Genomic DNA, 23,850 nt, shown 5'->3' with positions numbered 1-23,850 from the left:
ACTCCGTAAGCCCGATGAGAATTCAGGAGCACCGCATGGACCAGCCACTCACACTTCCCGCTTCGCTGAGCGCCACGTTCGCCCCCGGCGAAGTCGCTCTGGTCGGCGCCGGCCCGGGAGACCCCGGCCTGCTCACCCTGCGCGCCTGGAGTCTGCTGCAACAGGCCGACGCCGTGGTCTACGACCGCCTGGTCAGCGACGACCTGATGGCCCTGCTGCCGGCGAGCTGCAGCCGCCACTACGTCGGCAAGACCAGCGGCTACCACAGCCTGCCGCAACCGGAGATCAACCAGCTGCTGGCCACCCTGGCCCGGCAGGACAAGCGCGTGGTACGCCTCAAGGGCGGTGACCCGTTCATCTTCGGCCGCGGCGCCGAGGAGCTCGAATTCCTCTTGCAGCGCGGCATCGGCTGCCAGGTGGTGCCCGGCATCACCGCCGCCGCCGGCTGCAGCGCCTACGCCGGCATCCCGCTGACCCACCGCGACCTGGCCCACTCCTGCCAGTTCATCACCGGCCACCTGCAGGCCAACGGCGAACTGCACCTGCCGTGGGAGGCGCTGGCCAAGGGCGGCCAGACCCTGGTGTTCTACATGGGCCTGGCCAGCCTCGGTGAAATTTCGCGCAACCTGATCGCTGCCGGCCTGCCGGTGGACACGCCGGCGGCCCTGATCGGCAACGGCACCCGCCCGAACCAGCAGGTGGTGCGCTGCACGCTGCGGCAACTGCCGAGCATGGCCGACGAGCAGCAGCTCACCCCGCCGACCCTGACCGTGATCGGTCGGGTGGTCGGGCTGTTCGCCGAGCGCCAGGTCGAGCATCCGGCGCGCCTGCACGGCGACCCGCTGCCGGTAGCGGAGGCCCTATGCAACTGATGTCTGCCCTGCTGCTGGCCGCCGCGCTGCCGGCCGCCACCTTCGTCGCCCTCGACCTGGCCATCCCCCAGGCCGCCGCGGCCGACCTCCCGGCGAATGCCCAGGCGCTGTACGAACAGCACTGCCAGAGCTGCCACGGCGCCAACCGTCTCGGCGGTGCCGGCCCGGCGCTGCTGCCGGAGAGCCTCAGCCGGATCAAGCCCGCCGAGGCCCACAAGGTGATCCGCGAAGGCCGCCCGGCCAGCCAGATGGCCGCCTACGCCGACGTGCTGGACGAGACGCAGATCGCCAGCCTGGTGAACTACCTCTACCAGCCACCCGCCACTCCGCCGAGCTGGAGCGACGCGGACATCCGCGCCAGCCACCGCCTGCTCGCCGACCTGGCCAAGCTGCCGGCGACGCCGCAGCACGGCGCCGATCCGCTGAACCTGTTCGTCGTGGTGGAAGCCGGCGATCATCATGTGACCATCCTCGACGGCGACCGCTTCGAGCCGCTGACCCGCTTCCAGTCGCACTTCGCCCTGCATGGCGGACCGAAGTTCTCGCCGGACGGGCGCTTCGTCTATTTCGCCTCGCGTGACGGCTGGATCAGCCAGTACGACCTGCACAACCTGACCAAGGTCGCCGAAGTGCGCGCCGGGCTGAACACCCGCAACCTGGCGGTGAGCAACGACGGGCGCTGGGTGCTGGTGGGCAACTACCTGCCGGGCAACCTGGTGCTGCTCGATGCCCGCGACCTGTCGCTGGTCAAGCACATCCCCGCCATGGGCGAGGACGGCACGCCGTCGCGGGTCAGCGCCGTGTACACCGCGCCGCCGCGCGACAGTTTCGTGGTCGCGCTGAAGGACGTGAAAGAAGCCTGGGAACTGTCCTATGCCGGCGAGCCGACCTTCGAGCCACGGCGGATCAAGGCGCGCGACTTCCTCGACGACTTCTCCTTCACCCCCGACTACAGCCACCTGCTGGCCACCTCGCGCCAGGCCCACGGCGGCCAGGTGATCGACCTCGACAGCGGCCAGGCGGTCACCGACATCCCGCTGCCGGGCATGCCGCACCTGGCTCGGGCATCTACTGGAAGCGCGGCGGCAAGTGGGTGTTCGCCACGCCGAACGTCAGCCAGGGGCTGATCTCGGTGCTCGACCTGGAAACCTGGAAACTGATCAAGGAGATTCCCACCGAAGGCCCGGGGTTCTTCATGCGCAGCCAGCAGAACTCGCCCTACGCCTGGACCGACGTGTTCTTCGGGCCGAACAACGACGCCGTGCACCTGATCGACAAACAGACCCTGGAAGTCGCCCACACCTTGCGGCCGATGCCCGGCAAGAACGCCGCCCACGTCGAGTTCACCAACGACGGCCGCTATGCCCTGCTCAGCGTCTGGGATACCGAGGGCGCGCTGATCGTCTACGACGCCAACACCCTGGAGGAGATCAAGCGCATCCCGATGAACAAGCCGTCCGGCAAGTACAACGTCGGCAACAAGATCGAGTTCGCCGAAGGCACTTCGCACTAGGGGCTGTTGCCCTTTCGTCGCACGCCTGGTTGCCGAGCACTGCAGCCAGGCGCAGCGCAACCGTCATACAATTGCCGGTCAAATCATTTTCATTGCACTGAAGGCCCGCCCATGGATATCGATCTCGCCCGCACCTTTCTCGAGATCATCCGCAGCGGCAGCTTCATCGCCACCGCCGAGCGCCTGCACGTCACCCAGACCGCCGTCACCGCACGGGTGCAGAACCTGGAGAACCAGCTCGGCTGCCGGCTGTTCGTGCGCAACCGCGCCGGCGCCCGGCTGACGGCCGACGGCGAGCGCTTCGTCGCCTATGCCCACCAGCTGGTACAGACCTGGGAAGCGGCGCGGCGCGACCTGCCGCTGCCGCGCGGCTATGGCGAACTGCTCACCCTCGGCTCCGAGGTGAGCCTGTGCAATCCGTTGATGCTGGCCTGGGTGCAGCGGCTGCGCCAGGAGCTGCCGGGCCATGCCCTGCGCAACGAGGTGGCCAGCGACAGCGAGCTGCAGCACAAGCTCGACCTCGGCGTGCTGGATGCCGCGCTGGTGCACCAGCCGGAATACCTGCCCGGCCTGCAGGTGGAGCAGTTGCTGGAGGAAAAGCTGATCCAGGTGGTACACAGCCGCGAGCCGGCCCCTTACCTCTACGTCGACTGGGGCCCGACCTTCCGCAAGCAGCACGACCAGGCGCTCCCCGAGCATCGCCGGGCCGCCCTCAGCTTCAGCCTCGGCCCGCTGGCGCTGCAGTACCTGCTGCAATGCGGCGGGCGCGGCTACTTCCGTACCCGGGTGGTGCAACGTTATCTGGACGAAGGCATCCTCAAGCGCGTCGAGCAGGCGCCGGAATTCAGCTATCCGGTCTATCTGGTGCATGCCCGCGCCAGCGAATCGCCGGCGCTGCTCACAGCGGTGGAGCTGCTGCGCGAAGTGGCGCGCGACGAATACGACTGGTCGCGCTGGTACTACGAGCTCTGACGCGCGCCCGGCTCAGTCCGGCAGGTGCTTGAGCCAGTTGCGATACAGCGCGGCGATCAGATCGGTCTGGGTGATCATGCCCACCAGCAGCCCCTGCTGGTCGACCACCGGCAGGCAGTGCAGACCGCGGTCGGAGAGCAGGTAGACCAGCTCGACCATGTGCGTGTCGGCCGTCACCGAAATCACCGGCGCACTCATGATGGCGCGCAGCTTGGTGCCACGCAGGAAGCGCAGCTGGCCGAAGCTCAGCCGCCCCGGGCGCGGATGGAAATGCTTGAGCAGGTCCACCAGGGTGACGATACCGACCAGCTCGCGGCCCCTGCCCACCACCGGCAGGCAGCGCAGGCGGTGACGCTGCAGCGTCTGCCAGGCCTCGCCGATGAAGGTGTCCGGCGTGTGCCAGTGCAGATCGCGGGACATGATGTCCGCCGCGGTGATCTCGCCCATGCTGCGGCGCAGCGCATGCTTCTCGGTCTGTTTGAGCAGCCGCTCCAGGTCGTCCCGGGTCACGTCGACATACTCGCCGAAATCGCGCAGCGCACGGTCGAGGTCGTCGGGGCTGAAACTCATACGCTCGCCCGGCAGGGGGTCGCGGGTGTGGTGCAGGTTCTCCCGCGGCAACCGCGGTTTCGGGTAGGCATGGCGGGTCAGGTTGTTGTAGAGCAAGGCCACGGCCAGCAGCAGCAACGAGTTGAACGCCACCGGGTAGAGCAAGCCGTAGCCCAGCCGATGGATCTCCGGGCTGCCCACCACCGCCACCAGCGCCAGCGCCACGCCCGGCGGATGCAGGCAGCGCAGACCGAACAGGCAGCCCAGCACCAGGCAGACGCACAGTGCCGTCGCGACCATCGGCGGCAGGCCGCCGAGGCCCAGGCTGATGCCGATCAGGGTGGCGACCAGATTGCCGCCGAGTACCGACCAGGGTTGCGCGAACGGGCTCGACGAAGCGGCGAACACCAGCACCGCCGAGGCGCCGGCCGGGGCGATGAGCTGCAGCGTCAGGTTCACGCCGAACAGCCCGAAGCCACTGCAGAGCGTCAGCAGCATGACGATGGCGATGCCGATGGCGGCGCGTATCCATTCTTTCGGTGGGGCGTTGAGCGGAGCGGGAACGAAGGAGCGGAACCAGTCGATGAGGTTGTCGTGCATGTGTCCTGCTTGATCGGTGCAGCGGAAGGCAAGCAATGCGACCCCCGCAAACGTCCATCCCTGGACCAGAGGAGCATTACATAAACAGACGCCCCGCGTGATTCGCATGCACCGTTGCGGCAGATTGCCACACGACAGGACGTCCGGGCATTGTCGGCGGGGTCTTGAATAATCTCTAACGAATAGTTTTGCTGGAATACAGCAAATAAAGTGATTTCAAACGAGTTTATAGGCAGCCTTCGGCCTGCAATCGCCGCGAGGGCGCGCGCCCCACAGGGTTCGGTCTGCGCTGGCTGCTTCTGTGGGAGGCCCGCCCTCGGGGCGATGCTTTTCGAGCTTCACGTTATAGCCTGAGCGCGGACGGCGCCCAGGGCGATTCCGAATCGGCGGGTTAATCCTCGCCCTACGCTGCCGCGCTAGCGGCCCGCTCGTACTGCTCGATCACCGCGGTGACGATGCGCATCACCTCCAGGTTGGCCTCCTCCATCCGCCCGAGATGCCCGAGCGCCACCTCCAGGGCGTCCGCGCTGAACGCCTTCAGCGCCGCCTGGCCCTGCTCGTGCACCGTGGTGTGCGGCCGCTCGATCTCGCGGAAATGATCCAGCCCCTGGACCTCGCGATTGCCTTCGCCGTAGTACCAGCGCCCGAACCGGCATTCGCGCTCGCCAGGCAATTGCACGACGGCCTGCCGGTCGTTGCCCAGCAGGTGATTGTAGACCACGAATTTCAGCGACAACTCGTCGAGGTTGGCCAGCTCGACACCGGCCCGCAGGGACGACCGCTCGATGCCGCTGCGCATGCTGCCGGCCAGCCGGTGCAGGTTGCGCATGGCATCCACCGCCGCCTCGGTGGTGCGGCTGAAACCCTGGGCATGAGTGCCCTGCAGCTGGATGTAGGCGTGCACGTGCTGGATCTCGTCCTGCACCTCGCCGATCTTGCGCACGATGTCGTCGGTGGCCAGGGCGGTCTTTTCCGCCAGGCTGCGGATCTCCCCGGCGACCACCGCGAAGCCACGCCCGGCCTCGCCGGCGCGCGCCGCCTCGATCGCCGCGTTCAGCGCCAGGAGGTTGGTCTGGCTGGCAATGCCGCTGATGAGGTCGACGATGCCGTTGATCTCCTTGGACCGCGCGGCCAGGGTATCGACCTTGAGCGAGGCCTGCGCCAGGCCGCTCTCCATTTCCGCGGCCTTGCCCTGCAGCTCGCCGAAGTGCTTCTGGTTGCTCAGCGCCGCGACCGCCACCTGCTCGGCCCGCGCGCGGTTCTCGCCCAACTGCCCGGTGAGGTATTCGAACGAATCGCCCAGATGCGTCACCGAAGTGCTGAAGCGGATCAGGTTGCCGGACACCCCGCGGTAGTAGTCGAGCTGTCGCTGGCTGCGCCGGTTGGCCTCCTCGGCCGTGGCCAACGCCTGCTCCAGCGCCGCGACGCGTGCCGCCTGCGCGGCGTTGGCGGCCTGCAGTTCAGCCTGCTCGCGCTGCAGCCGGCGCGCCGTGCTTTTCCATTGGAACCACATGCCTCACCCCCGCTTCAGCTCACGGTATAGCCGTTGTCCACCACCCAGTCCTGGCCGTAGACGCCGCGAGCGCCTTGCGACAGCTGGAACAGGATGACGTTGGCGACCGCCGCGGACTCGAGGAAGTGCCCCGGCAGCAGCCGTTGGGTGACGCCTTCGGCAACGCCTTCGAGCTGATCGTCGCTCAGCCCCAGCGTGCCCCAGATGGCGGTGGCGGTCGGCCCGGGCGAGACCATGTTGATGCGCACGTCCAGCGGCGCGAACTCGACCGCCAGGGTCCGTGCCTGGGCCGCCAGCGCCGCCTTGCTGGCGATGTACGCCGCCAGGCCGGGAAAGCTCGAACGGATCAGGAAGGTGCCGACGAATACCACCGAGGCGGGTTTGGCCAGCTCGTTGCGCAGCGCCGCGAAGGTATTCAGGCACCGGCGCCATTGACCCGCCACTGCCGGTCGAACGCCGCCATGTCCAGGCCATCGGCCAGTTCCGCGATGCCGGCATTGGGCACCACGTAGTGCACCGGCCCCAGCTCGGCCGCGCGCCGGCAGAGCTGGCGCAGGTCGTCGGCCGAGGTGACGTCGCCGGCCAGCCAGTACAGCTGCTCGGGGTGGGTTTCCATCAAGGGTTCGAGGCCACCGAGGCTGCGCGACATCGCCAGCACCCGCGCGCCCCGCTGCAGCAGCGCCGCGCATAGCGCCAGACCGATACCCGAACTGGCGCCGGTAACCACTGCCAGACGATCCTGAAACTCGCTTTTCATCATCATCTCCGATGCTCGACGCACGCCGAGTCGCAGGCTGCCCCGGATGAGGCAGCGGTATTGAAGTGGGACGTAAATGGACGGGCGCGCCGGGCGCCCGCCGGTTTGCTCGATCCGCTCAGCCCGGATGCCCATCCACGCGGGGCGCGACCAGCATCGGCGCGTAGCGCCAGGCGTACAGGGCGAAGGCCAGCGCCCAGCAACCCGCCGCCAGCCAGAGGCCGCCGACCGGCCAGGCCACCGAGACGAACACCCGTGCCGCGGTGCCGAGGTTGAGCAGGATGAAGGCCGCGACGATGCCCGACGGCAGCTGCAACGGCCGGCCAGTGTGGCCGAGCGTGACGCGGGCGATCATCGCCAGGATCAGGCCGCTCATCGAGCCGACGGTCAGCGCATGCAGCGCGGGGCTGGACTGCGCCAGCAGGCCGATATGCCACAGCGCCAGGCCGAAGGCCGCCACCACCAGCCAGAGCATCGCCACGTGCAGCGACCACAGCAGCGGGACGTTCCAGATGCCCTTGTCGTACCAGCGCGCCAGCCGCAGCAGATGGCCCGCGCCGATGGCGAGGAACAGCACGCCCAGCAGCGGCTGCGCCTGCAACGCCAGGCCCACGGCATGCAGCACGGCGATCACGCCGGTCCCGACCAGCAGTGCGATATCCAGCCAGACCCAGGGTTTGATCGCCTCGACCTTGCCCAACCCGCGCTGGGTGAAGAACGGGATCACCCGGCCACCGATCAGTGCCATCAGCGCCGCCACCAGCCACAAGCCGGCCAGCACGCCCTGGCGCTGCAGGCCGTCGTCGCCCTGCAGCAGGCCGACCAGCATCAGCGCGTCGGCACCGAGCATCAGCGACAGCACCACCACGATGGGGTAGTTGCGTTTCTGCCGGACGGCCCAGAGCATCCGCGCCATCATCCCGGCGAGCGCCAGCAGGAACAGCAGGTCCAGCGGCGCCAGCCAGCCGGCCGGCAAGCCGAACAGCCAGCCCAGCCGGGCCGCCAGCCAGACCAGCGCAAGGCCCATCAGGCGATGGCCGGAGGGTGCCGCCTGGCCGGTCCAGGTCTGCACCGCAGTCAGCAGAAAGCCGGCGACGATGGCCATGGCGAAGCCGAACAGCATCTCGTGCCGGTGCCAGGCGAGCCAGCCGCCGGTGGGCTGCAGGCCCGGCCACAGACCGGTCCAGGCCGCAACCCAGAGGGGGATCGCGAGCAACGCATAGACGCTGCCGGCGAGGAAGAAGGGGCGAAACGCGAGCCGCCAGACGGGCGGGATACTCAGGGCTTTTCGCCGATCGATAACGTGCACGGAAGGCCTCCCAGAACTCTCTTCGCTGCCGCATGCCCGGCATGCCGGCGCAGCCGCGCCCTCCGGACTGGGGGCGCTGGCTACTTTTTACAGGTTAGGAGCCCTGCGCAGACTTGATTGCAATCAGCTTTTTTTCGAGACAGGTGAGAAGTGACAATCGGTCGGAAGTGCCCGGAGGGCGGCTGCACCAGTGCAGTGCAGCACGATCGCTTTCGGCTCCCGTGGAAGCTCGGCGCTGGAGGATGCTCCCGCAGTTACGGGCAGAGCGCGCCGCCTAGCGGTTCGGTACGGGCCGGGCCGCTTTTGCGCAAGGCCCGGCCTCGGGGTGAAGGCTTTCCCATGGAGCGGGATACAAGCCGCCCTACTTCAACTCCTGCTTGACCGTATCGGTCTGAGCCGTGGTTTCGCCGTCGTTCATCGACTTGCGAAAGCCGCTGATCGCGCTGCCCAGGTCCGAACCCAGGCCACGCAGGCGCTTGGTGCCGAACAGCATGACGACGATCAGGAGAATGATCAGAAGTTGCCAGACGCTGATGCCCATCATTTTTGCTTACCTCGGTGTGTTGAACGGCGGGTCAGTGACCCGCGTGATCCTGATTGTGCGCAGCGGCCGGCATATGGCCGTGCATGTCGCCATGCTGCATGCGCGCCGCTTCCTGCAGCAGCGTCTGGTCGATCTCCGCGAAGCGCAGCACGCGCCCCCCATGCAGGCTGGCGAGCGCCTTGGCGTCCTTCTCCTCGGCGAAACTGGCGAGGGTGGCGCCCATGGCGCTCTTGAGCGAAGTGCCGACGACATAGTAGGCGCTGGTCGCATCGATCAGGTGCTCGTCGTTCGGATGCTCCCACACGCTGCGCCCCATGTCGTGGACGTACAGCTTGGCATCGAGCCGGCGGTTTTCCGGCTGCAGCCACCAGCCGAGCATCTCGGCGGTGGAACAGAACTTCTTCACGCCGCCCTTCTCCACCGCCTGGCCCTTGGGCCCGGGGAAATCGCTGATGATCATGCCGCACACGTGGCATTCGTCGCTGTCGTGGAAGGCCACCGGGTCGAGCCGCTGCTGGACTTCTTCCTTTTCGCCGCAGGCCGCGAGGCCCAGGCCCAGCATCAGAACGAGCAGCGCGCGGACGCCAGTGTGGTACAGCCGAGTCATATTCGTCTCCTTGAGAATGCACATCACGCCAGGCGCCGCCGGAAAATCCGGTAGGCCAGCAGCAGCGACACCCCGGCCCAGGCCAGCAGGCACAGCCAGAGCACGGCGCCGGGCACCGGCAGGTCGCTGCCCAGCGACAGCACGCCCATGGCGCTGCCGCTGCCTTCGAAGCCGGACAGGTTGATCAGCCGGTAGATGTCGGTGGGGTTGAGCAGCAGCAGCCAGGGCAGCAGCTCGGGGTTGAACTTGCCTTCGCTGAGCACCAGCAGCGCCAGCAGCACCAGGTCGAAGACCAGCACGAAGAGGAACCACACGCCGAGCGCCAGCCCGGCGGCGCTGGACTTCTCGTTGACCTTGCCACTGAGCACGTAGGCCAGGGCGAGGAACACCCAGCCGAGCAGCGTCGAGGACAGCATGAAGCGGCCGAAGGCCCAGAGCAGCAGACCCAGCTCGATGTCCTCGACCAGCACGGCGATCGCCAGCGCGGCGCAGCCGAAGCCGATCAGCACCGCCAGGGCGAGGATCAGCCCATGGCCGACGAACTTGCCCAGCAGGATCTGCCCGCGCCCCAGCGGATAGGTCAGCAGCAGCATCAGCGTGCCGCCCTCGTCCTCGCCGACGATGGCATCGTAGGCCAGCAGCAGCGCGATCAGCGGCATCAGGAAGGTGGCCAGGCTGGCCAGGCTGGCGATGGTCGCCGGGATCGAGGTGAACCCCAGCTGGCCGGACGCCGCGGCGCCGAGCCAGGCGATGCCCACCGCGAGCACGGCGAACAGCAGGCTGATGGCGAGCAGCCAGCGGTTGCGCAGGCCGTCGCTGAGTTCCTTGCGGGCGATGTTCCACACCTGGTTCATGCTCTGCCCTCCTGGGCGCGCACGTCGCCGGCGCGCTCCATGTAGTAGCGGTACAGGTCCTCCAGCGAGGGCTGGTGGATCTCGATGTCCTCCGGCGCGCCCTCGCCGAGCAGCTGGCGCAGCAACACCAGCTTGTGGCCGTTGACCGCCACCACTTCGATGCTCGACTCGCTGAGCCCACGCGCGCTGTGGCCGGCGTCGTTCCAGCGGCGCAGCCAGCTATCCCGCTCGCTGATGCCGCTGGCACGGATACGCACCGGCAGGCCGGCCTCGGCGCGCAGCTGCGTCAGGCTGCCCACCGCCTGCAGGCGGCCCTTGGCGAGGATCGCCGCGCGGTTGATGTGCGCCTCGACCCCCGGCAGCACGTGGGAGCAGAGGATGATGCTGGTGCCGCGCTGGCGCAGGCGGTCGATCAGCAGGTAGAGGTCCTGGGTGGCGATGGGGTCCAAACCCACCGTCGGTTCGTCGAGCAACAGCAGCCGCGGCTCGCCGAGCAGCGCCTGGGCCAGGCCGAGGCGCTGGCGCATGCCCTTGGAATAGGTCTTCACCCGGCGGTCGGCGGCGTGCGCCAGGCCGACCTGCTCAAGCAGCTCGTCCACCTGGCTCACTGCGGCGCCCTTGAGGCGGGCGAAATGGCGCAGGGTCTCGCGGCCGGTGAGTTGCGGATAGAAGGTGACGTTCTCCGGCAGGTAGCCGAGCTGGCGGCGCACCTGCGGATCGTTCGGCGCGCGGCCGAGCACCCGCACCTGCCCCACGCTCGGCGCGAGCAGGCCGAGGATCAGCTTCATGCTGGTGGTCTTGCCGGCGCCGTTGTGGCCGAACAGCCCCAGCACTTCTCCCTCGCCGAGGTTCAGATTCAAATCGTGCAGCACGGTCATGCTGCCGTAACGCTGGCTTACGCCCTGGATCTCGACGGCGTTCATGACGTTGGTTCCTGGTTTTCGATTAGGAGACTTTCGGTCGGCAGCTTCATCAATGGATGGCTGTCCTGCACCCCGGGCGACTTGAGCACCGGAAAGGCCCGCTGTACCCAGCGCAGCACCTCGATGCTCGGGCTGTTCATCAGCAGGCGTACCTGCGGGTACAGCCAGAGCAGGCGGTCGACGTTGTCGTTGGGCTCGTAGGCCACGTCGCCGAGGCCATCGTCGTTGCGGTCCCAGCCCAGGTAGTCGCTCCAGTAGTTACCGCGACCGTCCACCGACCATTCCTGGTTGCGGGTGGCGACGTACTTGACCTGTTGCTGGTTGCCGATGAAGCGTTGCCGGAGATGCGATTGTCCTCCGATCCGGCAGTGAGATGGATGCCCAGGCCGCTGCGGGCTAAATGGTTGTGTTCGATGGTGTTGAACAACGAATTGTAGATGAACAGCGCCTTGCCCTCGCCGCCGCTGATCATGCTGTCACCTTCGGTATCGCCGCGCTGCACGTCGCTGACGAAGTTGTCGCGGATGGTCGAGTAGGTGATGTAGTTCATCAGGATGCCGTAGTTCTGGTCATGCTCGGAGCGGTTGCCGGTCACCGTCAGGCTGCGGCTTTGCATCAGGGCATAGCCAGTGCGGGTGCGGCGGGTGAGATTGCCGACCACACGGGTATTGTTGGTCCACATGAAGTGCACGGCATAGCGCACCTCCTCGAACACGTTGTCCTCGATGGCGCAATAGGTGGAGGCGTCGATGTAGATGCCATCGCGGGTATGCTGGACATAGTTGCCACCGATCAGGGCATCCTTCGAGAGATACACATGGACGCCGTTGCCGCGGTCCTGGGTACGGATGCTCGGGTCACCCTGAATATGATTGCCAAGCACCTGCGCGCTACTGACATTGTCGAGCCAGATGCCGAAGCCCGGCCCCTGCAGATGGTTGTCACGTACAACCGCCCCGGTGGCTTTCGGTTGGATGAATATGGCGGCATCCATGGCCGTCAGATCGCGCCCCCAATTACGCAGGGTGCAGCCTTCGAAGGTGACTCCAGGGGCACCGAGAGTGACGAGGTTGCCCTGCCCTTGCCCGTCGAGCATGGCGCCGGCCGCGCAGCGCAGATGCATGGGTTGGTCGATAATGAACTGGCCACGATATTCCCCGGCCGGAAGCAGCCACTGGCCGTCACCCGCCGACTCGAGCGGCAGTTCGGTAATCGGCCGAGGCTCCGCCAGGGCAGCTCCTGCCAGGAGCAGTAGCATCCAGGGGGCCTGTCGGCGAATGTGCTTGATTGCCTGAAGTGCGATCACGGTACTGTCCTTTTCCGGGCAGTTCGGAGCCTGCATCCGGATGGCTCCGGCGAGATGCCGGAGCCGCATGCAACAGGGGAGAAACCGGCCCCAGCATCTCGCCGGAGCCGGAGACAAGGTCAGGCCGGCTCGACCAGCATGCGCCCCATCATTTCCATGTGCAGCGCATGGCAGAACCAGCTGCAGTAGTACCACCAGACACCGGGCTTGTCGGCCGTGAAGGTGATCGACGAGGTTTGCTGCGGGCTGATCTCCATGCACACACCATGGTTGACCATGACGAAGCCGTGGGTCAGGTCCTCGATCTGGTCGATGTTGGTGATGGTCACGGTGACTTCGTCGCCCTGCTTGACCGTGAACTCATTGATGCCGAAGGTCGGCGCCGAAGAGGTCATGTACACGCGTACCTTGTTGCCGTCGCGAATGACCTTGTTGTCGGTCTCCAGGTTGATGCCGTCCTTCTTCGCCCGCTCCACGGTCGGGGCGAAGAACGGGTCGTTGCGCTCCCAGACCTTCTTCGGCTTGATCTGGTCGCGACGGGCCATGATGCAGTCATGCGGCTCGGCGAAGGTGGGGCCGTCGTGGACCAGAATCATCTCGTCGCCGGAGATGTCGATCAGTTGGTCGTTCTCCGGATGCAGCGGGCCGCACGGCAGGTAACGGTCCTTGGAGAACTTGGAGAGCACCATCAGCCACTGGCCATCGGCCTCCGAAGTCTCGGTCAGCGAGGCATGGTTGTGACCCGGCTGGAAGTGCACGTCGAGCTTCTGCTTGATGTAGTTGACCTTCTCGCCTTTATAGGCGCGGATGGCCTCTTCGACGTTCCACTTGACCACCTGGCTGTCGATGAACAGCGTGGTGTAGGCGTTGCCGCGGCCGTCATAGGTGGTATGCAGCGGGCCAAGGCCCAGTTCCGGCTCGGCGACAACGCACTCGCGCGGGTCTGTGATCTTGTCGGCGAACAGGTCGGGCAGCTTGTCGATAGCGATCACCGAGCAGGTCGGCGACAGCTTGCCGTTGGCGATGAAGTACTTGCCATCCGGCGAGGTGTTGCAGCCGTGCGGGTTCTTCGGCACCGGAATATAGCGAGTGACGCGGCTGTCCTTACCGTCCTTCTTGCGCCCATCGACCACCGGGACCTTGGAGTCGCCCAGGGTGATGAAGCGGCCAGCTTTGATCTCCGCCTCGACGGCCGGGATGTCGAACACCACCACCCAGTCGCGCTCGTTGCGCATGGTGGTGCCGAGGTCGGTGCCCTTTTCCGAGTTGTAGCAAGTGGAAGCAGCGAAGCGCCCGGTGTAGTCCATATCGGTGTTGTCGAGATTGCCGTCGACGATCACCTGCCAGGCCACTTCCATGCTCTCGGCATCTACCGCGCTGTACATGGTGTAGCAGTTCTCCGCCTGCATATCGAAGCTGGTGCCATCGTTCGGATGCGGGATGAAGAACTCGCCGTTGCCGAAGACATACTTGGTGTACGGCACCTTCTGCAGGCGCAGGCCATGAATGGCCTGGACGTTGGGGATGGTGGTGATCTTGTCGCACTTCATGATATCCAGACGGATACGTGCGATACGCGTGTTGGCCTTGTCGTTGATGAACAGGTACTTGCCATCGTACTTGCCGTCGGTCATGGACAGGTGAGGATGGTGGCAGTCGCCGTTCAGATACTTGGCGCTGTCACCCAAAATATGCCGGCTCTCATTGGTCAGCCCCCAGCCGGTAGCCGAATCCACGTTGAATACCGGGATGCGCATGATCTCGCGCATCGATGGAATGCCCAGCACACGGACTTCACCCTGGTGGCCGCCGCTCCAGAAGCCGTAGTAGTCATCCAGCTCACCCGGTGCAACATGCACCTTGGCCATCGCCTTCTCATGGGCACTCTTGGCCGCAGCCGCCCAGGATTCGCGGGTCATCACCGAACTGCCCAGCGCCGTGGCGGCAACCGCCGCTCCGGTTACCGCGCTGGCGCCCAGGAAGCCGCGACGGCTGAGGCCGCCCTTCTCCAGCACCTCGGGATTGCTCTTGCTCTTGTCACTCATGGGGTTTCGCTCCTTTGGGACATCTCTTCAAACACGATCGATCGAGCGCCTCGCCGCCGGCGGCCGCTCAGGGTTCCACCACTTGCACTACGGGAATCAGGTCAGCGGATGTCGGCGCCTTCTTGTCGCGCTTCTTGCGCTTTTGCTTGTTCACCAGCGGCGGGCACTTGTGGTCGTTGTGGTAAGTCATCTGGCAATCGAGACAGTAGTGGCATTCGTTGGCGTTGATGTGACCGTCGGGGTGGATCGCCTGGATCTCGCACTCCTTGGCGCACAGCTGGCAGGGGGTGCCGCACTCCTTGCGCCGCTTGAGCCAGTCGAACAGGCGCAGCTTGGTCGGGATCGCCAGCGCCGCGCCCAGCGGGCAGACGTAGCGGCAGTACACCTTGCGGGTGAAGATGTTGATCACCAGCAGGAACACCGCGTAGGCGACGAACCACCACTGGCGGTCGAACTTGAGCATGACCGCGGTCTTGAACGGCTCCACCTCGGCCGCCTTCTCGGCCAGCATCATCGACTCCAGGGAGAGGCCGAACAGCACCAGCAGGATGATGTACTTGATCGCCCAGAGCCGCTCGTGCACCGCGAAGGGCAGTTCGTACTGCGGGATCTTCAGCTTGCGCGCGGCTTCGTTGATCAGCTCCTGCAGCGCGCCGAACGGACACAGCCAGCCGCAGAACACGCCACGGCCCCAGAGCAGGATGGTCGCCGCGGTGAAGGTCCAGATGATGAAGATCACCGGGTCGGAGAGGAACAGCTCCCAGCGGAAGTCCTGGAACAGCGCATGGACGAAAGTCAGCACGTTGACCACCGACAGTTGCCCCAGCATGTACCAGCCGATGAACAGCACGGTGAACAGCAGGTAGCCGCGGCGCAGCCAGTGCAGGAAGTGCGGCTTCTCGGTGAACTTGTCCTGCAGGAAGAGGATCATCGTCAGCAGCAGCAGCGCCGCGACGATCACGCCGATCTGGAAGCTCTTCTGGTACCAGATGTTCAGCCACATCGGCCGATTGGCTTCCTCGATGGCGGCCAGTTCCTCGGCTGTCAGCGGCGGACGCTCGACGTAGCTTCAGGCATCAGGTAGGGCATCTCGAAGCTGGTGAAGATGCTCGTCACTGGACCGATCTGGCGACGCACCAGCAGCTCCAGGTTCCAGGGCGACCCCGGATCGAACGCCACGTGGTCGCGGGCGATGAAGATCGCCATCTCGTAGAAGTCCGGCATGCCTTCGGCATAGACGTCGGACAGGCGGATGAAGTCCAGGTCGCGGAAGCTGATGATGTCGCCGAACTGGCGCAGCTGCACCCGATCGAAGATGCCGCCACGCACGTAGCCCGAGCCCTTGAAGGAGTATTCCCCGTTGGCCAGCACGGCGAAGGCGTGTTCGCCCGGCTTGAGACCGGCCATCAGCTCGGCATACTGACGTTCGCCCAGCAGGTTACGGCCAATGGTGGGCACATTCAGATAGGTGGCGTAGAGGTCGATGAAGGTTTCATCGGCTGTCTCCGGCGAGGCCTCGTCGATACCCTCGGCCTCGGTGCCCTTGAACGCCTCGTCGATCTGCCCGCGGGTCAGGTGCAGGCGGCGGATCGCACCGTTGCCGGTGAGCTCGGTCCAGTTGCTCGGTTGGAAGACATCTTCGCGCACCAGCGCGATCTTCGGCCGCGCGTTGGCGCCGGCCTCGATCAGTCCCAGGTCCACGGCCACGGTATGCGCGGCGCGCATGACGATCTCGTTGATCACCATCACCGTGACGGTCGCGCCGGTCACCGCATCGATGGTCACCGCATTGCTGTCGCTGGAGTGGCCGACCACCACGCGCTGATCGACCTTGATGCCGGCGTAATGCGCATTGAAGTCGTGGACCTTCTGCTCGGGGATACCGATCAGCACGATCGGCTCGTGGTGCTCGAGCATGTAGGCGTCCTTGATCGCCCCTTGCGGATCGAGCAGCACCTGCAGGTTGATCGGCTTGCCGGAGTAGGCCGGAATGTTGGTGACGTTGATGGTCTGGAAGGCATAGCCGAGGACCTCGTCACCCTTGCGCAGGGTGCGGACCTGGTAGTCGCCCTCGGGCTCGGAGATGCTCTGGGCATCGGGGAAGAATTGCTCGATACGCTGCTGCTCGGCCTCGTACACCGTGGCCTGCGCTGGCAGCACCGCAACCATCATGGCCAGGAGAATGACGAGGGCCTTCCCCCATGAGAACAACGCGCCGGCGATAGAAAGCTGGGGCTTCATCAGGTTACCTACTTCCATTGCTCGATTGCGGCGCAATGGTAGGTGAGCCTCTCGGCAAGCCCCCTTGACTTCAATCAAGGTCACCCCCGAACCACGCCCGAACCAGCCGGACCATTGCCCTACATCAATGAAACGCCCCAAATCGGTGCGCCGTGCCATGAATGAGCGTAGGCCATCGTGGCGAAAACGGAAGCGCCACGACCTGCGGCGACTCGTGGAGACAAGCGCCACGGTCAGCGCCGTGCCGATGCCACCTTATGCGGGCTCGCCGACATCCTTCGCCAGGCAGGTCTGGCGAAACTGGCTCGGTGACACACCGAAGCGCTCCTTGAACGCGGTGGCGAAGTTGGCCCCCGCTGGTGAACCCCACCTCCTGACCGATAGCCTGAACCTCCAGGCTGGTCCCGGCGAGCAGCACACAGGCTTCCTTCATGCGCCCGACATGCTGCTGCTCTAGCACAAGTTTCGTGAACAGAGGCCAATTGATCGTGCCCTTGAAACAGTACACTCCTGCCCGGACTTGACAGCATAGGGAAGTGTTCATGGGGACGGATAACCTTAAAGACCCAACCTACCCGTTCGCTAGGAGCGGGGACTTGGATACCGACTGGAAGGCAGGCAGCATCGGCTACCGGGACTCCAGTTGGGAGATTGATCGGGGCTGGAGCCAGCAGGCCGAGTTGCCGAAGAGCAAGCCCGGTAACGGCGGTGCCTCCTTCGCCGCCTGGGAGGAGAAAGCCGAGGTCATACCCGAGCTGACGGACTGGCCGCCACCCGACATGCTCAAGCTCCCCGAGCCCCTGCCGCCTGGCTTCTACCTCGTGCCGCGCAGCATGTCCGGCGAACAAGTGCTCGCCAGGCTATTCGCCGACCAACCTCACTCACACCTGACCAACCGCATCAAGGCACTGAATCCCACCTTCGCCCAAGGTTTCAAGGCTGGGGAAATATTCGTCCTCGGTAACCTGCTCAATCCCTCTGCCTGCCTGCGCGAAGAGGCCGAGCTGATGGATGCGGCCACGAAGGTGGCGCACCGCCTTAGAGCCGCTAAGCGAAGGCGAGGCTGACTTCATGGCAGCGCATCAGGCCGAAATCGCCTTGATGGTGAACGGCGCCAGCCAGTCACTGGGGATAGGCAAGGATGTCCTGGAAACGGGCCTGAAACAGATCACGGGCACCCTGCACGACCTCGAATTCCTGCATCAACGCGAGTTCGCCACGCATGGCCACCTGCAGAGCCCACGGTTCTTCGCCTCACGCCAGCAACTGTACCGCCAGCTCGACGCCCAGTTGAAAGCGACCTTCCTCGGCAAACAGCTGGGGCTAGGCGACTATTCGACATTACGCCGCGATCTCGGCATCTCCACTCGCAGCCTGGTCCACCACTGGAGCAAAGGTGGAGGTCCCGGACAGATACCCGGCTACGCCACCCATATGGACGAGATTGCCAAGGCAGCCAAATATCTCAAGTACGGTGGTTATATTGGCTTTGCCTTGGGCGGTACGGCCTCTACTTTGAAGGTCCAAGAGGTATGCCGGGCAGGGGAAACCCAGGCCTGCCAGAAAATCCGCTTCACCGAGACGGGTGGTTTTGCCGGTGGGATAGGTGGTGGGGCTGCGGGGGTATTGGTTGGGGAACTTGCTGCCACTTCTGTTTGTGCAGCCATTGGCCTCGGCTCCGGCGGTATCGGCGGCATTGTTTGCGGCCTGGTCGTGGTTGGCGGCGCTTCAGTTGCGGGTGGAACTGGCGGCGGATGGGCTGGAGAACTGGCCGGGGAAAAGATCTATGAACGGAGCCAGCAATGAATTTCAGCACTTGGTTTGAAACTTGGCCTCTGGATTTGCAGATTGCATTCCTTTTGGCCCCCTTCGTGATCGCTCTGTCTGGTGTAGCGATTGGCGTCTTTATCGCCTGTAGCCGCCACTTCGACACCATGCTTTTGGCGCTTTCGAACAGCGCCTGGGCCAGGCAGCAGGACATTTTGGGAACAACAAGCCTGGCTTCACGTTTCTACTTGGTTGGTACGCTCAGCGGGGCCTTGTTCTTTTCGGCGTTCAATGTCCGCAAAGGGGTACTCGATGCCGACGATGTCAGAAATTTCCCCCCCTCTCTGCGGCGTCTAATGGCCGTGTCTACCTGGCTGGGATTTGTCGGTATGGCCTGGCTGTTCCTGTCGATTGGCCTGCTCAAACTCAGTGGCGTCAATTAAAGCCCTGGAGGTTTGCTGCACCATGGAGTCCAAATTCCAGAAGATTCGGTTTGCTGGTGGGGAGTGGACGGGGGAATTCTTGTACGAGCAAACTAGACCATGACTGCCTTCTGGACATCCTGGTGGGCATTCGCTTTTATGCTGGCACCCTTTGTAATCGGGGCCATTGGGCAAGCCATCACGGTCTATATGGTTTATCACGACCTAGACGAAATGAAAGCAGCTTTCCCGAACAGCCGCCATATTCGAAACCAGTTGAATATATGGGCTGGCCCTGGATTCATTGCGCGCTATATGCAGGTCAATGCCATAACAGGCACCGTACTGCTTTCGGGTTTCTACCTGCGCCGTGGTGAGTTGGAGCCTGATGAAATAGAGAATTTTCCGACTCATCTTAAACCCCGGATGCTTTGGTCATCTTGGCTCTTGGGGATTGGTGCTGCTTGGCTATTTCTAGCGGTTGGCCTGCTCAAGCTCACGAAAGGCTGAACGAATATCTCCTGAGCAAGAGGCCGCCCTGCCTTCGGGCAGGGCGGTCGCCATGCAACTTCTGGCGTGGCTGGCGGCGGATGGGCTGGAGACTGGCAACCGAGCCAAGCGCGCCGGCGGCAACCGCTACGTCTTCAGCGGCGAAGCTGTCCTGGCCGCACGGCCGGAGCCAGGCGCCGACCCGCTCAGTGCCGGCCCGGCGGGGTGAGGTAGGCCGCGGTCGCGCCGCGGCTGGCTTCGCTGGCCTTGAGCTCCATCCTGGCGATGCTGCGCAGGTGCACCTGGTCCGGCCCATCGGCGAAGCGCAGCGCACGGCCGCCGGTCCACATGTCTGCCAGCGGCGTGTCCGGGGTCAGGCCCATGGCGCCGTAGACCTGGATGGCGCGGTCCACCACGCGGGTGTGCATGCGCGGCACCAGCGCCTTGATCATGGCGATCTCCTTGCGCGCGGCCTTGGCGCCGACCTCGTCGATCATCCAGGCGGTCTTGAGCACCAACAGGCGCGCCTGCTCGATCTCGATGCGCGATTCGGCGATCCAGTCGCCAATGTTGGAATACTGCTGCAGGTACTTGCCGAACGCCTTGCGCTCCTGGCAACGCTCGACCATCAGCTCCAGCGCCAGTTCGGCCATGCCGATCGAGCGCATGCAGTGGTGGATGCGCCCCGGCCCGAGGCGCGCCTGGGCCATCATGAAGCCGTCGCCTTCCCGGCCCAGCAGGTTGCTCGCCGGCACCCGCACGTTGCGCAGCAGCAGCTCGCTATGGCCTTCCGGGGCGATGTGGTTCATCACCGGGATGTTGCGCAGCAGCTCGACGCCGGGCGTGTCGAACGGCACCAGGATCATGCTCTGCTGGTGGTGGGTGTCGGCCTGCGGGTCGGTCTTGCCCATCACGATCAGCAGCTTGCAGTTGGGATGCGAGGCGTTGGTGATGAACCATTTGCGGCCGTTGATCACGTAGTCATCGCCGTCGCGCTGGATCAGCGTCTGGATGTTGGTGGCGTCGGACGACGGCACGTCCGGTTCGGTCATGGCGAAGGCCGAGCGGATCTCGCCTTCGAGCAGCGGCTTCAGCCAGCGCTGGCGCTGTTCCGGCGTGGCGAACAGGTGCAGCAGCTCCATGTTGCCGGTATCCGGCGCGTTGCAGTTGAACACCTCGGAGGCCCAGTGCACGCGGCCCATGATCTCCGCCAGCGGCGCGTATTCCAGGTTGCTCAGGCCCATGCCCGGCTCGTCCTCGCGCAACGACGGCAGGAACAGGTTCCACAGCCCCTCGGAACGGGCCAGGGCCTTGAGGTCCTCCATGAACGAGATCGGATAGCGGCCGGCGCCGACCTCGGCATGCCAGGCGCCGATACGCGGCACGATGTACTGCTCCATGAAGGCACGCAGTTGCTGGCGCAGCGCTTCCACGCGCGGACTGTAGGCGAAATTCATGCGGAACCTCTGCTGATCCGGGGAATGATGCAGCCACCATAGACGCCGTGGCGGCGAACGCAACGAGCGTGCGGCGGCTGAATCGCCCGCCATCAGCACCACGAAAAGCGCGGTCATTCTTGACCGAAATCATCACCGCCCGCGAAGGACCTGCTAGGACGGTGCGGCGGGATACACCCGCCCTACCAGTGCAGGTAGAACATCCCCTTGGCCAGCAGCACGATGCCGATCATCTGGCGAAGATCGCCCAGTGGAGCGCCCGGTAGCGTGCCGGCGTCATGCTCCCGCGGCGCAGCAGGATCGCCACCAGGCCGAAGCTGACGAACACGCCGATCGCCAGCAGGATCTTCAGCGAAAGCAGCGTGGCGAAGCTGCTGGCCAAGGGATCGGCCAGTGCCTGGCGGTGATACCAGGCCAGCCCGATGCCGGCGCCGTAGACGAACAGCACCACCCAGTGCAGCACCACCCGCGAGCGGCGCCCACGGCCCGATCCACCGCCAGCATGGTCTGCTCGCCGAGCTGCCGCCGGATACGCCCGAGGATCATCACCTCGAAGAACAGCGTACCGATGAAGAAGATCGCCGCCAGCAGATGCAGCACATGCAGCAGGGAATAACTCATCAGGGCCTCCGTTAGGGTCCGTTGCCGTTTCGTACGCGGGCGCAGGCAAGACTACCTGCACGGCCGCTACTTCGCAGCAGCGGTGATCCGTGCGCCGTCACGCTCGATATGCTCGCCCTGCAGGAAGCGACCGTCCGAGGTACGGATGCGCGAGGTGCTGCCGTCATCCTTCTTCACCACGTAGAGGGTCTGCTCCAGCCGGTGGCACTCTGCACGCCCTGCCCCATCAGGTAACCGACGCCGCCACCGACCAGCGCGCCTATCGGCCCGCCCGCCGCCGCGCCGAGCATGAAGCCGCTGAGCCCGCCGAAGCCGCCGCCCACCGCGCGATCTTCGTGCACTTCGAGAATTTCGTCCGCACTGGCCAGGTTGCTTGCCAGAATTGCCGCTGCCGCAAACAGAACCGTCGACTTTTTCATGTGTTGCCCTCTTGAATGAATGATTGTCGCAGTCATTCTTTTCAGGAAACGTGCCGACTATTTAGACCTTATAAATCAATAAGATGGAAAATTCACGGTCATTAGAACCCAATCAGTAAAGGTAATAATCACAACACATAACGGTATTAAATACCCACAAGATAGCCCTGCTTCGCCTAAGCTGGCTGCAAGCCCACTGCACAGAGAACGAACCCATGATCCAGTGCAAACGCGCCTACCAGGCCGCGGCGGCAAGCGACGGCAGACGGGTACTGGTGGACCGGCTCTGGCCACGCAACTGCCGCAAGGAAAACCTGCCGCTGGACGCCTGGCTACCGGCGCTGGCGCCCTCGACCGAACTGCGGCGCGCCTTCAAGGGCGGCAGCCTGGCCTTCGCCGAGTTCCGCCAGCGTTATCGCACGGAACTGGCGGCCCACCCCGAACACTGGTGGCCGCTGCTGGAGCCGGCCGAGCGTGGCACGCTGACGTTGATCTATGCCGCCCGCGACGAACAGCACAACAACGCGCAAGTGCTCGCCGAATGGCTGGAGGAAGAGCTGGACCGGTTGGATCGCCCCAGCTCGCCGGCCTGTTATGCCGGCCGGCAAGCGTAGGGCGGTGCCGAACCCCTGGTGGATGGTCCGGCGCCCAGGCAGAAGCATCGCCAGCAAGCCGGCGCCGGCGGATCGCGATGAGTGCTTCGGGCCGCGAAGGCCTCAGCGCCGGCGGTTGACCGTCATCGCCGCGCGGATCACGTCGGCGCCGATGTCCGCCTCGTAGGCGTTCCAGACCGGCAGCATCTTGTCGCGCCACAGCTGGCGCTCTTCCGCCGTCAGGGTGATCAGCTGGCTGCGGCCGCTGGCGAGAATGCGTTCGCGATCGCGCTGGTTCACGGCGGCGGCCTCGCGGTTCACCGCCTGGGTCACTTCGAGAATGATGCCTTCCAGCTCGGAGCGCAGGGCGAACGGCATGCTCAACCAGAACTCGTTGTTGGTGATCAGCATGTAGTCCAGCACGCCGTGGTTGCTCTCGGTGATATAGGGCTGAACGCTGTGCATGTTCTGGCTGAGGATGTTCGACCAGGGATTCTCGGCGCCCTGCACCACGCCGCCCTTGAGCGACTCGTAGACCTTGGCGAACGGCAGCACCACCGACTTGGCGCCGACCGCGGCGAACTGCGCCTCGAGCACCGGCGAGGGCTGGATACGGAACGCCAGGCCGCTGGCGTCCTGCGGCGTGCGCAGCGCCGTGGTGGCGGAAAGCTGCTTCAGGCCGTTGTTCCAGTAGGCCAGGCCGTAGACGCCATAGTCGGCCATCGAACGCAGCAGCTGGCGCGCGGTTTCGCGCTTCTGGAAGCGCTGCAGCGCCTCGGCATCGTCGAACAGGAAGGGCAGGTCGAACACCTGCAGCTTCTTCGTGTAGGGCGCGAACTTGGACATCGACGGCGCCAGCAGCTGCACCTTGTTGTCGAACAGCGCCTGCATTTCCTCGGCGTCGCCGACCAGCGTCGAGTTCGGGTACACCTCGACCCGGACCTTGCCGGCCAGGCGCTCCTCAACCAGCTTCTTCAGCAGCAGGGCGCCCTTGCCCTTGGGTGTGTCATCCGCCACCACGTGGGCGAACTTGATGACCACCGGCTCGCCATCGGCGGCCATGGCCGGAGCAACCAGAAGATACAGCGCCGCGAGCGCTGCGGTAACGCAAGACCTGAACATAGAGCCCCCAATGCAATGCGTCGAGCTGGGCACCTCGTGAGCGCCGCTCGATTCTGTCAGTGAAATGAATGGATGAAGCCGTTGCGCTGCGGGCAGCGGCCCATCGGAGGCAGCTCATTCACGGCGGTGTCCACCGGCTGCCTTTATTGGAATGCCCTGCGTGCGAACCGAGCATCGGCCGCGCCCGCAGGTGAGGCGAAGTGTTCGACATACACAACGCCGCGACAAGCATGCGCCCACATGGCCAGCCTGCACTTGCGGACTGGTTCACGTTTGCGCGAACAGCCCGCGCAAGGCCTCGCAACACCAAAACAGACCGCCGCGCAAGGCTCTGTCACAGCTCGCGCAACATTAG

Annotated in this window: 19 protein-coding genes and 7 pseudogenes; 9 read left to right on the top strand and 17 right to left on the bottom strand. The window is 65.1% G+C overall.

The annotated features are described in order from the left end of the window. Window positions 1–35 precede the first annotated feature (35 nt). The 3 genes and pseudogenes from cobA (at window position 36) to BAY1663_RS09580 (ending at window position 3,357) form a co-directional block, all read left to right on the top strand. Window positions 36–872 (top strand): uroporphyrinogen-III C-methyltransferase, encoded by an 837-nt coding sequence (gene cobA / locus BAY1663_RS09590; protein WP_037039936.1) that lies wholly within the window; start codon window positions 36–38, stop codon window positions 870–872. After that, a pseudogene (locus BAY1663_RS09585) lies at window positions 863–2,385 on the top strand (cytochrome D1 domain-containing protein). Before cobA ends, BAY1663_RS09585 begins: the two are co-directional and overlap by 10 nt. 111 nt (window positions 2,386–2,496) lie before the next feature. Beyond that, the gene (locus BAY1663_RS09580; protein WP_037039935.1) at window positions 2,497–3,357 is read left to right on the top strand and encodes a LysR family transcriptional regulator; all 861 of its coding nucleotides are present in this window, start codon (window positions 2,497–2,499) and stop codon (window positions 3,355–3,357) included. A 12-nt stretch (window positions 3,358–3,369) separates the two neighbouring features. Here the strand turns inward: BAY1663_RS09580 and BAY1663_RS09575 are convergent, their stop codons facing one another. From BAY1663_RS09575 to nosR, 13 genes and pseudogenes are all read right to left on the bottom strand, one after another. Further along, complete coding sequence (locus BAY1663_RS09575; RefSeq protein ID WP_037039928.1) at window positions 3,370–4,506, bottom strand: HPP family protein; 1,137 nt, start codon at window positions 4,504–4,506, stop codon at window positions 3,370–3,372. A gap of 403 nt (window positions 4,507–4,909) precedes the next feature. After that, window positions 4,910–5,305, bottom strand: a complete 396-nt coding sequence (locus BAY1663_RS25900) for a CZB domain-containing protein (protein WP_371257602.1) — start codon at window positions 5,303–5,305, stop codon at window positions 4,910–4,912. A gap of 66 nt (window positions 5,306–5,371) precedes the next feature. Then, a pseudogene (locus BAY1663_RS25895) lies at window positions 5,372–6,019 on the bottom strand (methyl-accepting chemotaxis protein); the annotation flags it as partial. A gap of 14 nt (window positions 6,020–6,033) precedes the next feature. Then, a pseudogene (locus BAY1663_RS09565) lies at window positions 6,034–6,776 on the bottom strand (SDR family NAD(P)-dependent oxidoreductase). A 118-nt stretch (window positions 6,777–6,894) separates the two neighbouring features. Further along, window positions 6,895–8,085, bottom strand: a complete 1,191-nt coding sequence (locus tag BAY1663_RS09560; protein WP_037039923.1) for an NnrS family protein — start codon at window positions 8,083–8,085, stop codon at window positions 6,895–6,897. Between the two features lie 361 nt (window positions 8,086–8,446). Then, window positions 8,447–8,629 (bottom strand): twin-arginine translocase TatA/TatE family subunit, encoded by a 183-nt coding sequence (gene tatA, locus BAY1663_RS09555; protein WP_102894803.1) that lies wholly within the window; start codon window positions 8,627–8,629, stop codon window positions 8,447–8,449. A gap of 31 nt (window positions 8,630–8,660) precedes the next feature. Then, window positions 8,661–9,236 carry a nitrous oxide reductase accessory protein NosL gene (locus BAY1663_RS09550; RefSeq protein WP_037039917.1) on the bottom strand — a complete coding sequence of 192 codons (576 nt, stop codon included), beginning with the start codon at window positions 9,234–9,236 and terminating at the stop codon, window positions 8,661–8,663. Between the two features lie 23 nt (window positions 9,237–9,259). Further along, window positions 9,260–10,090 (bottom strand): ABC transporter permease, encoded by an 831-nt coding sequence (locus tag BAY1663_RS09545; RefSeq protein WP_037039914.1) that lies wholly within the window; start codon window positions 10,088–10,090, stop codon window positions 9,260–9,262. Beyond that, complete coding sequence (locus BAY1663_RS09540; RefSeq protein ID WP_037039911.1) at window positions 10,087–11,013, bottom strand: ABC transporter ATP-binding protein; 927 nt, start codon at window positions 11,011–11,013, stop codon at window positions 10,087–10,089. The genes BAY1663_RS09545 and BAY1663_RS09540 overlap by 4 nt, the downstream gene beginning before the upstream one ends. Beyond that, window positions 11,010–11,219 (bottom strand): hypothetical protein, encoded by a 210-nt coding sequence (locus BAY1663_RS25150; protein WP_256206645.1) that lies wholly within the window; start codon window positions 11,217–11,219, stop codon window positions 11,010–11,012. The genes BAY1663_RS09540 and BAY1663_RS25150 overlap by 4 nt, the downstream gene beginning before the upstream one ends. A gap of 83 nt (window positions 11,220–11,302) precedes the next feature. Next, a pseudogene (locus tag BAY1663_RS09535) lies at window positions 11,303–12,136 on the bottom strand (NosD domain-containing protein); the annotation flags it as partial. 302 nt (window positions 12,137–12,438) lie between these two features. Continuing rightward, the gene (nosZ, locus tag BAY1663_RS09530; protein WP_037039909.1) at window positions 12,439–14,364 is read right to left on the bottom strand and encodes a TAT-dependent nitrous-oxide reductase; all 1,926 of its coding nucleotides are present in this window, start codon (window positions 14,362–14,364) and stop codon (window positions 12,439–12,441) included. A 67-nt stretch (window positions 14,365–14,431) separates the two neighbouring features. Continuing rightward, a pseudogene (gene nosR, locus BAY1663_RS09525) lies at window positions 14,432–16,605 on the bottom strand (transcriptional regulator NosR). A 596-nt stretch (window positions 16,606–17,201) separates the two neighbouring features. Between nosR and BAY1663_RS25145 the strand changes: the two are divergent. The 5 genes from BAY1663_RS25145 to BAY1663_RS24440 all read left to right on the top strand — a co-directional run bounded on the left by BAY1663_RS25145 (window position 17,202) and on the right by BAY1663_RS24440 (window position 19,512). Continuing rightward, entirely contained in the window at window positions 17,202–17,672 is a 471-nt protein-coding gene (locus BAY1663_RS25145) for a hypothetical protein (RefSeq protein ID WP_256206644.1), read from the top strand. Window positions 17,673–17,676: 4 nt separating this feature from the next. After that, the gene (locus BAY1663_RS25140) at window positions 17,677–18,411 is read left to right on the top strand and encodes a hypothetical protein (protein ID WP_256206643.1); all 735 of its coding nucleotides are present in this window, start codon (window positions 17,677–17,679) and stop codon (window positions 18,409–18,411) included. Then, window positions 18,408–18,815 carry a hypothetical protein gene (locus tag BAY1663_RS09510; RefSeq protein WP_037039907.1) on the top strand — a complete coding sequence of 136 codons (408 nt, stop codon included), beginning with the start codon at window positions 18,408–18,410 and terminating at the stop codon, window positions 18,813–18,815. The genes BAY1663_RS25140 and BAY1663_RS09510 overlap by 4 nt, the downstream gene beginning before the upstream one ends. 99 nt (window positions 18,816–18,914) lie before the next feature. Further along, on the top strand, window positions 18,915–19,304 hold the full coding sequence (locus BAY1663_RS09505; protein ID WP_037039905.1) for a hypothetical protein: 390 nt from the start codon (window positions 18,915–18,917) through the stop codon (window positions 19,302–19,304). Window positions 19,305–19,356: 52 nt separating this feature from the next. Further along, window positions 19,357–19,512 carry a hypothetical protein gene (locus tag BAY1663_RS24440; protein ID WP_164838445.1) on the top strand — a complete coding sequence of 52 codons (156 nt, stop codon included), beginning with the start codon at window positions 19,357–19,359 and terminating at the stop codon, window positions 19,510–19,512. Here the strand turns inward: BAY1663_RS24440 and BAY1663_RS09500 are convergent. The 3 genes and pseudogenes from BAY1663_RS09500 to BAY1663_RS09490 form a co-directional block, all read right to left on the bottom strand. Next, window positions 19,490–20,740, bottom strand: a complete 1,251-nt coding sequence (locus BAY1663_RS09500; protein WP_037039903.1) for an acyl-CoA dehydrogenase family protein — start codon at window positions 20,738–20,740, stop codon at window positions 19,490–19,492. The genes BAY1663_RS24440 and BAY1663_RS09500 overlap by 23 nt on opposite strands. Before the next feature lie 182 nt (window positions 20,741–20,922). Then, window positions 20,923–21,361: pseudogene (locus BAY1663_RS09495) on the bottom strand (CopD family copper resistance protein). 66 nt (window positions 21,362–21,427) lie between these two features. Further along, a pseudogene (locus BAY1663_RS09490) lies at window positions 21,428–21,780 on the bottom strand (hypothetical protein). 215 nt (window positions 21,781–21,995) lie between these two features. On the opposite strand from BAY1663_RS09490, the gene BAY1663_RS09485 reads away from it, so the two are divergent. Further along, window positions 21,996–22,394 carry a DUF488 domain-containing protein gene (locus BAY1663_RS09485; protein WP_037039902.1) on the top strand — a complete coding sequence of 133 codons (399 nt, stop codon included), beginning with the start codon at window positions 21,996–21,998 and terminating at the stop codon, window positions 22,392–22,394. 102 nt (window positions 22,395–22,496) lie between these two features. Here the strand turns inward: BAY1663_RS09485 and BAY1663_RS09480 are convergent, their stop codons facing one another. Beyond that, a complete protein-coding gene (locus BAY1663_RS09480; RefSeq protein ID WP_051497105.1) occupies window positions 22,497–23,495 on the bottom strand; it encodes a TRAP transporter substrate-binding protein in 999 nt (332 codons plus the stop codon). Between the last annotated feature and the right edge of the window lie 355 nt (window positions 23,496–23,850).

The sequence above is a fragment of the Pseudomonas sp. BAY1663 genome, assembly GCF_000582595.1.
GTDB lineage: Bacteria > Pseudomonadota > Gammaproteobacteria > Pseudomonadales > Pseudomonadaceae > Stutzerimonas > Stutzerimonas stutzeri_AF.
This window is presented reverse-complemented; position numbering and strand designations above follow the sequence as displayed.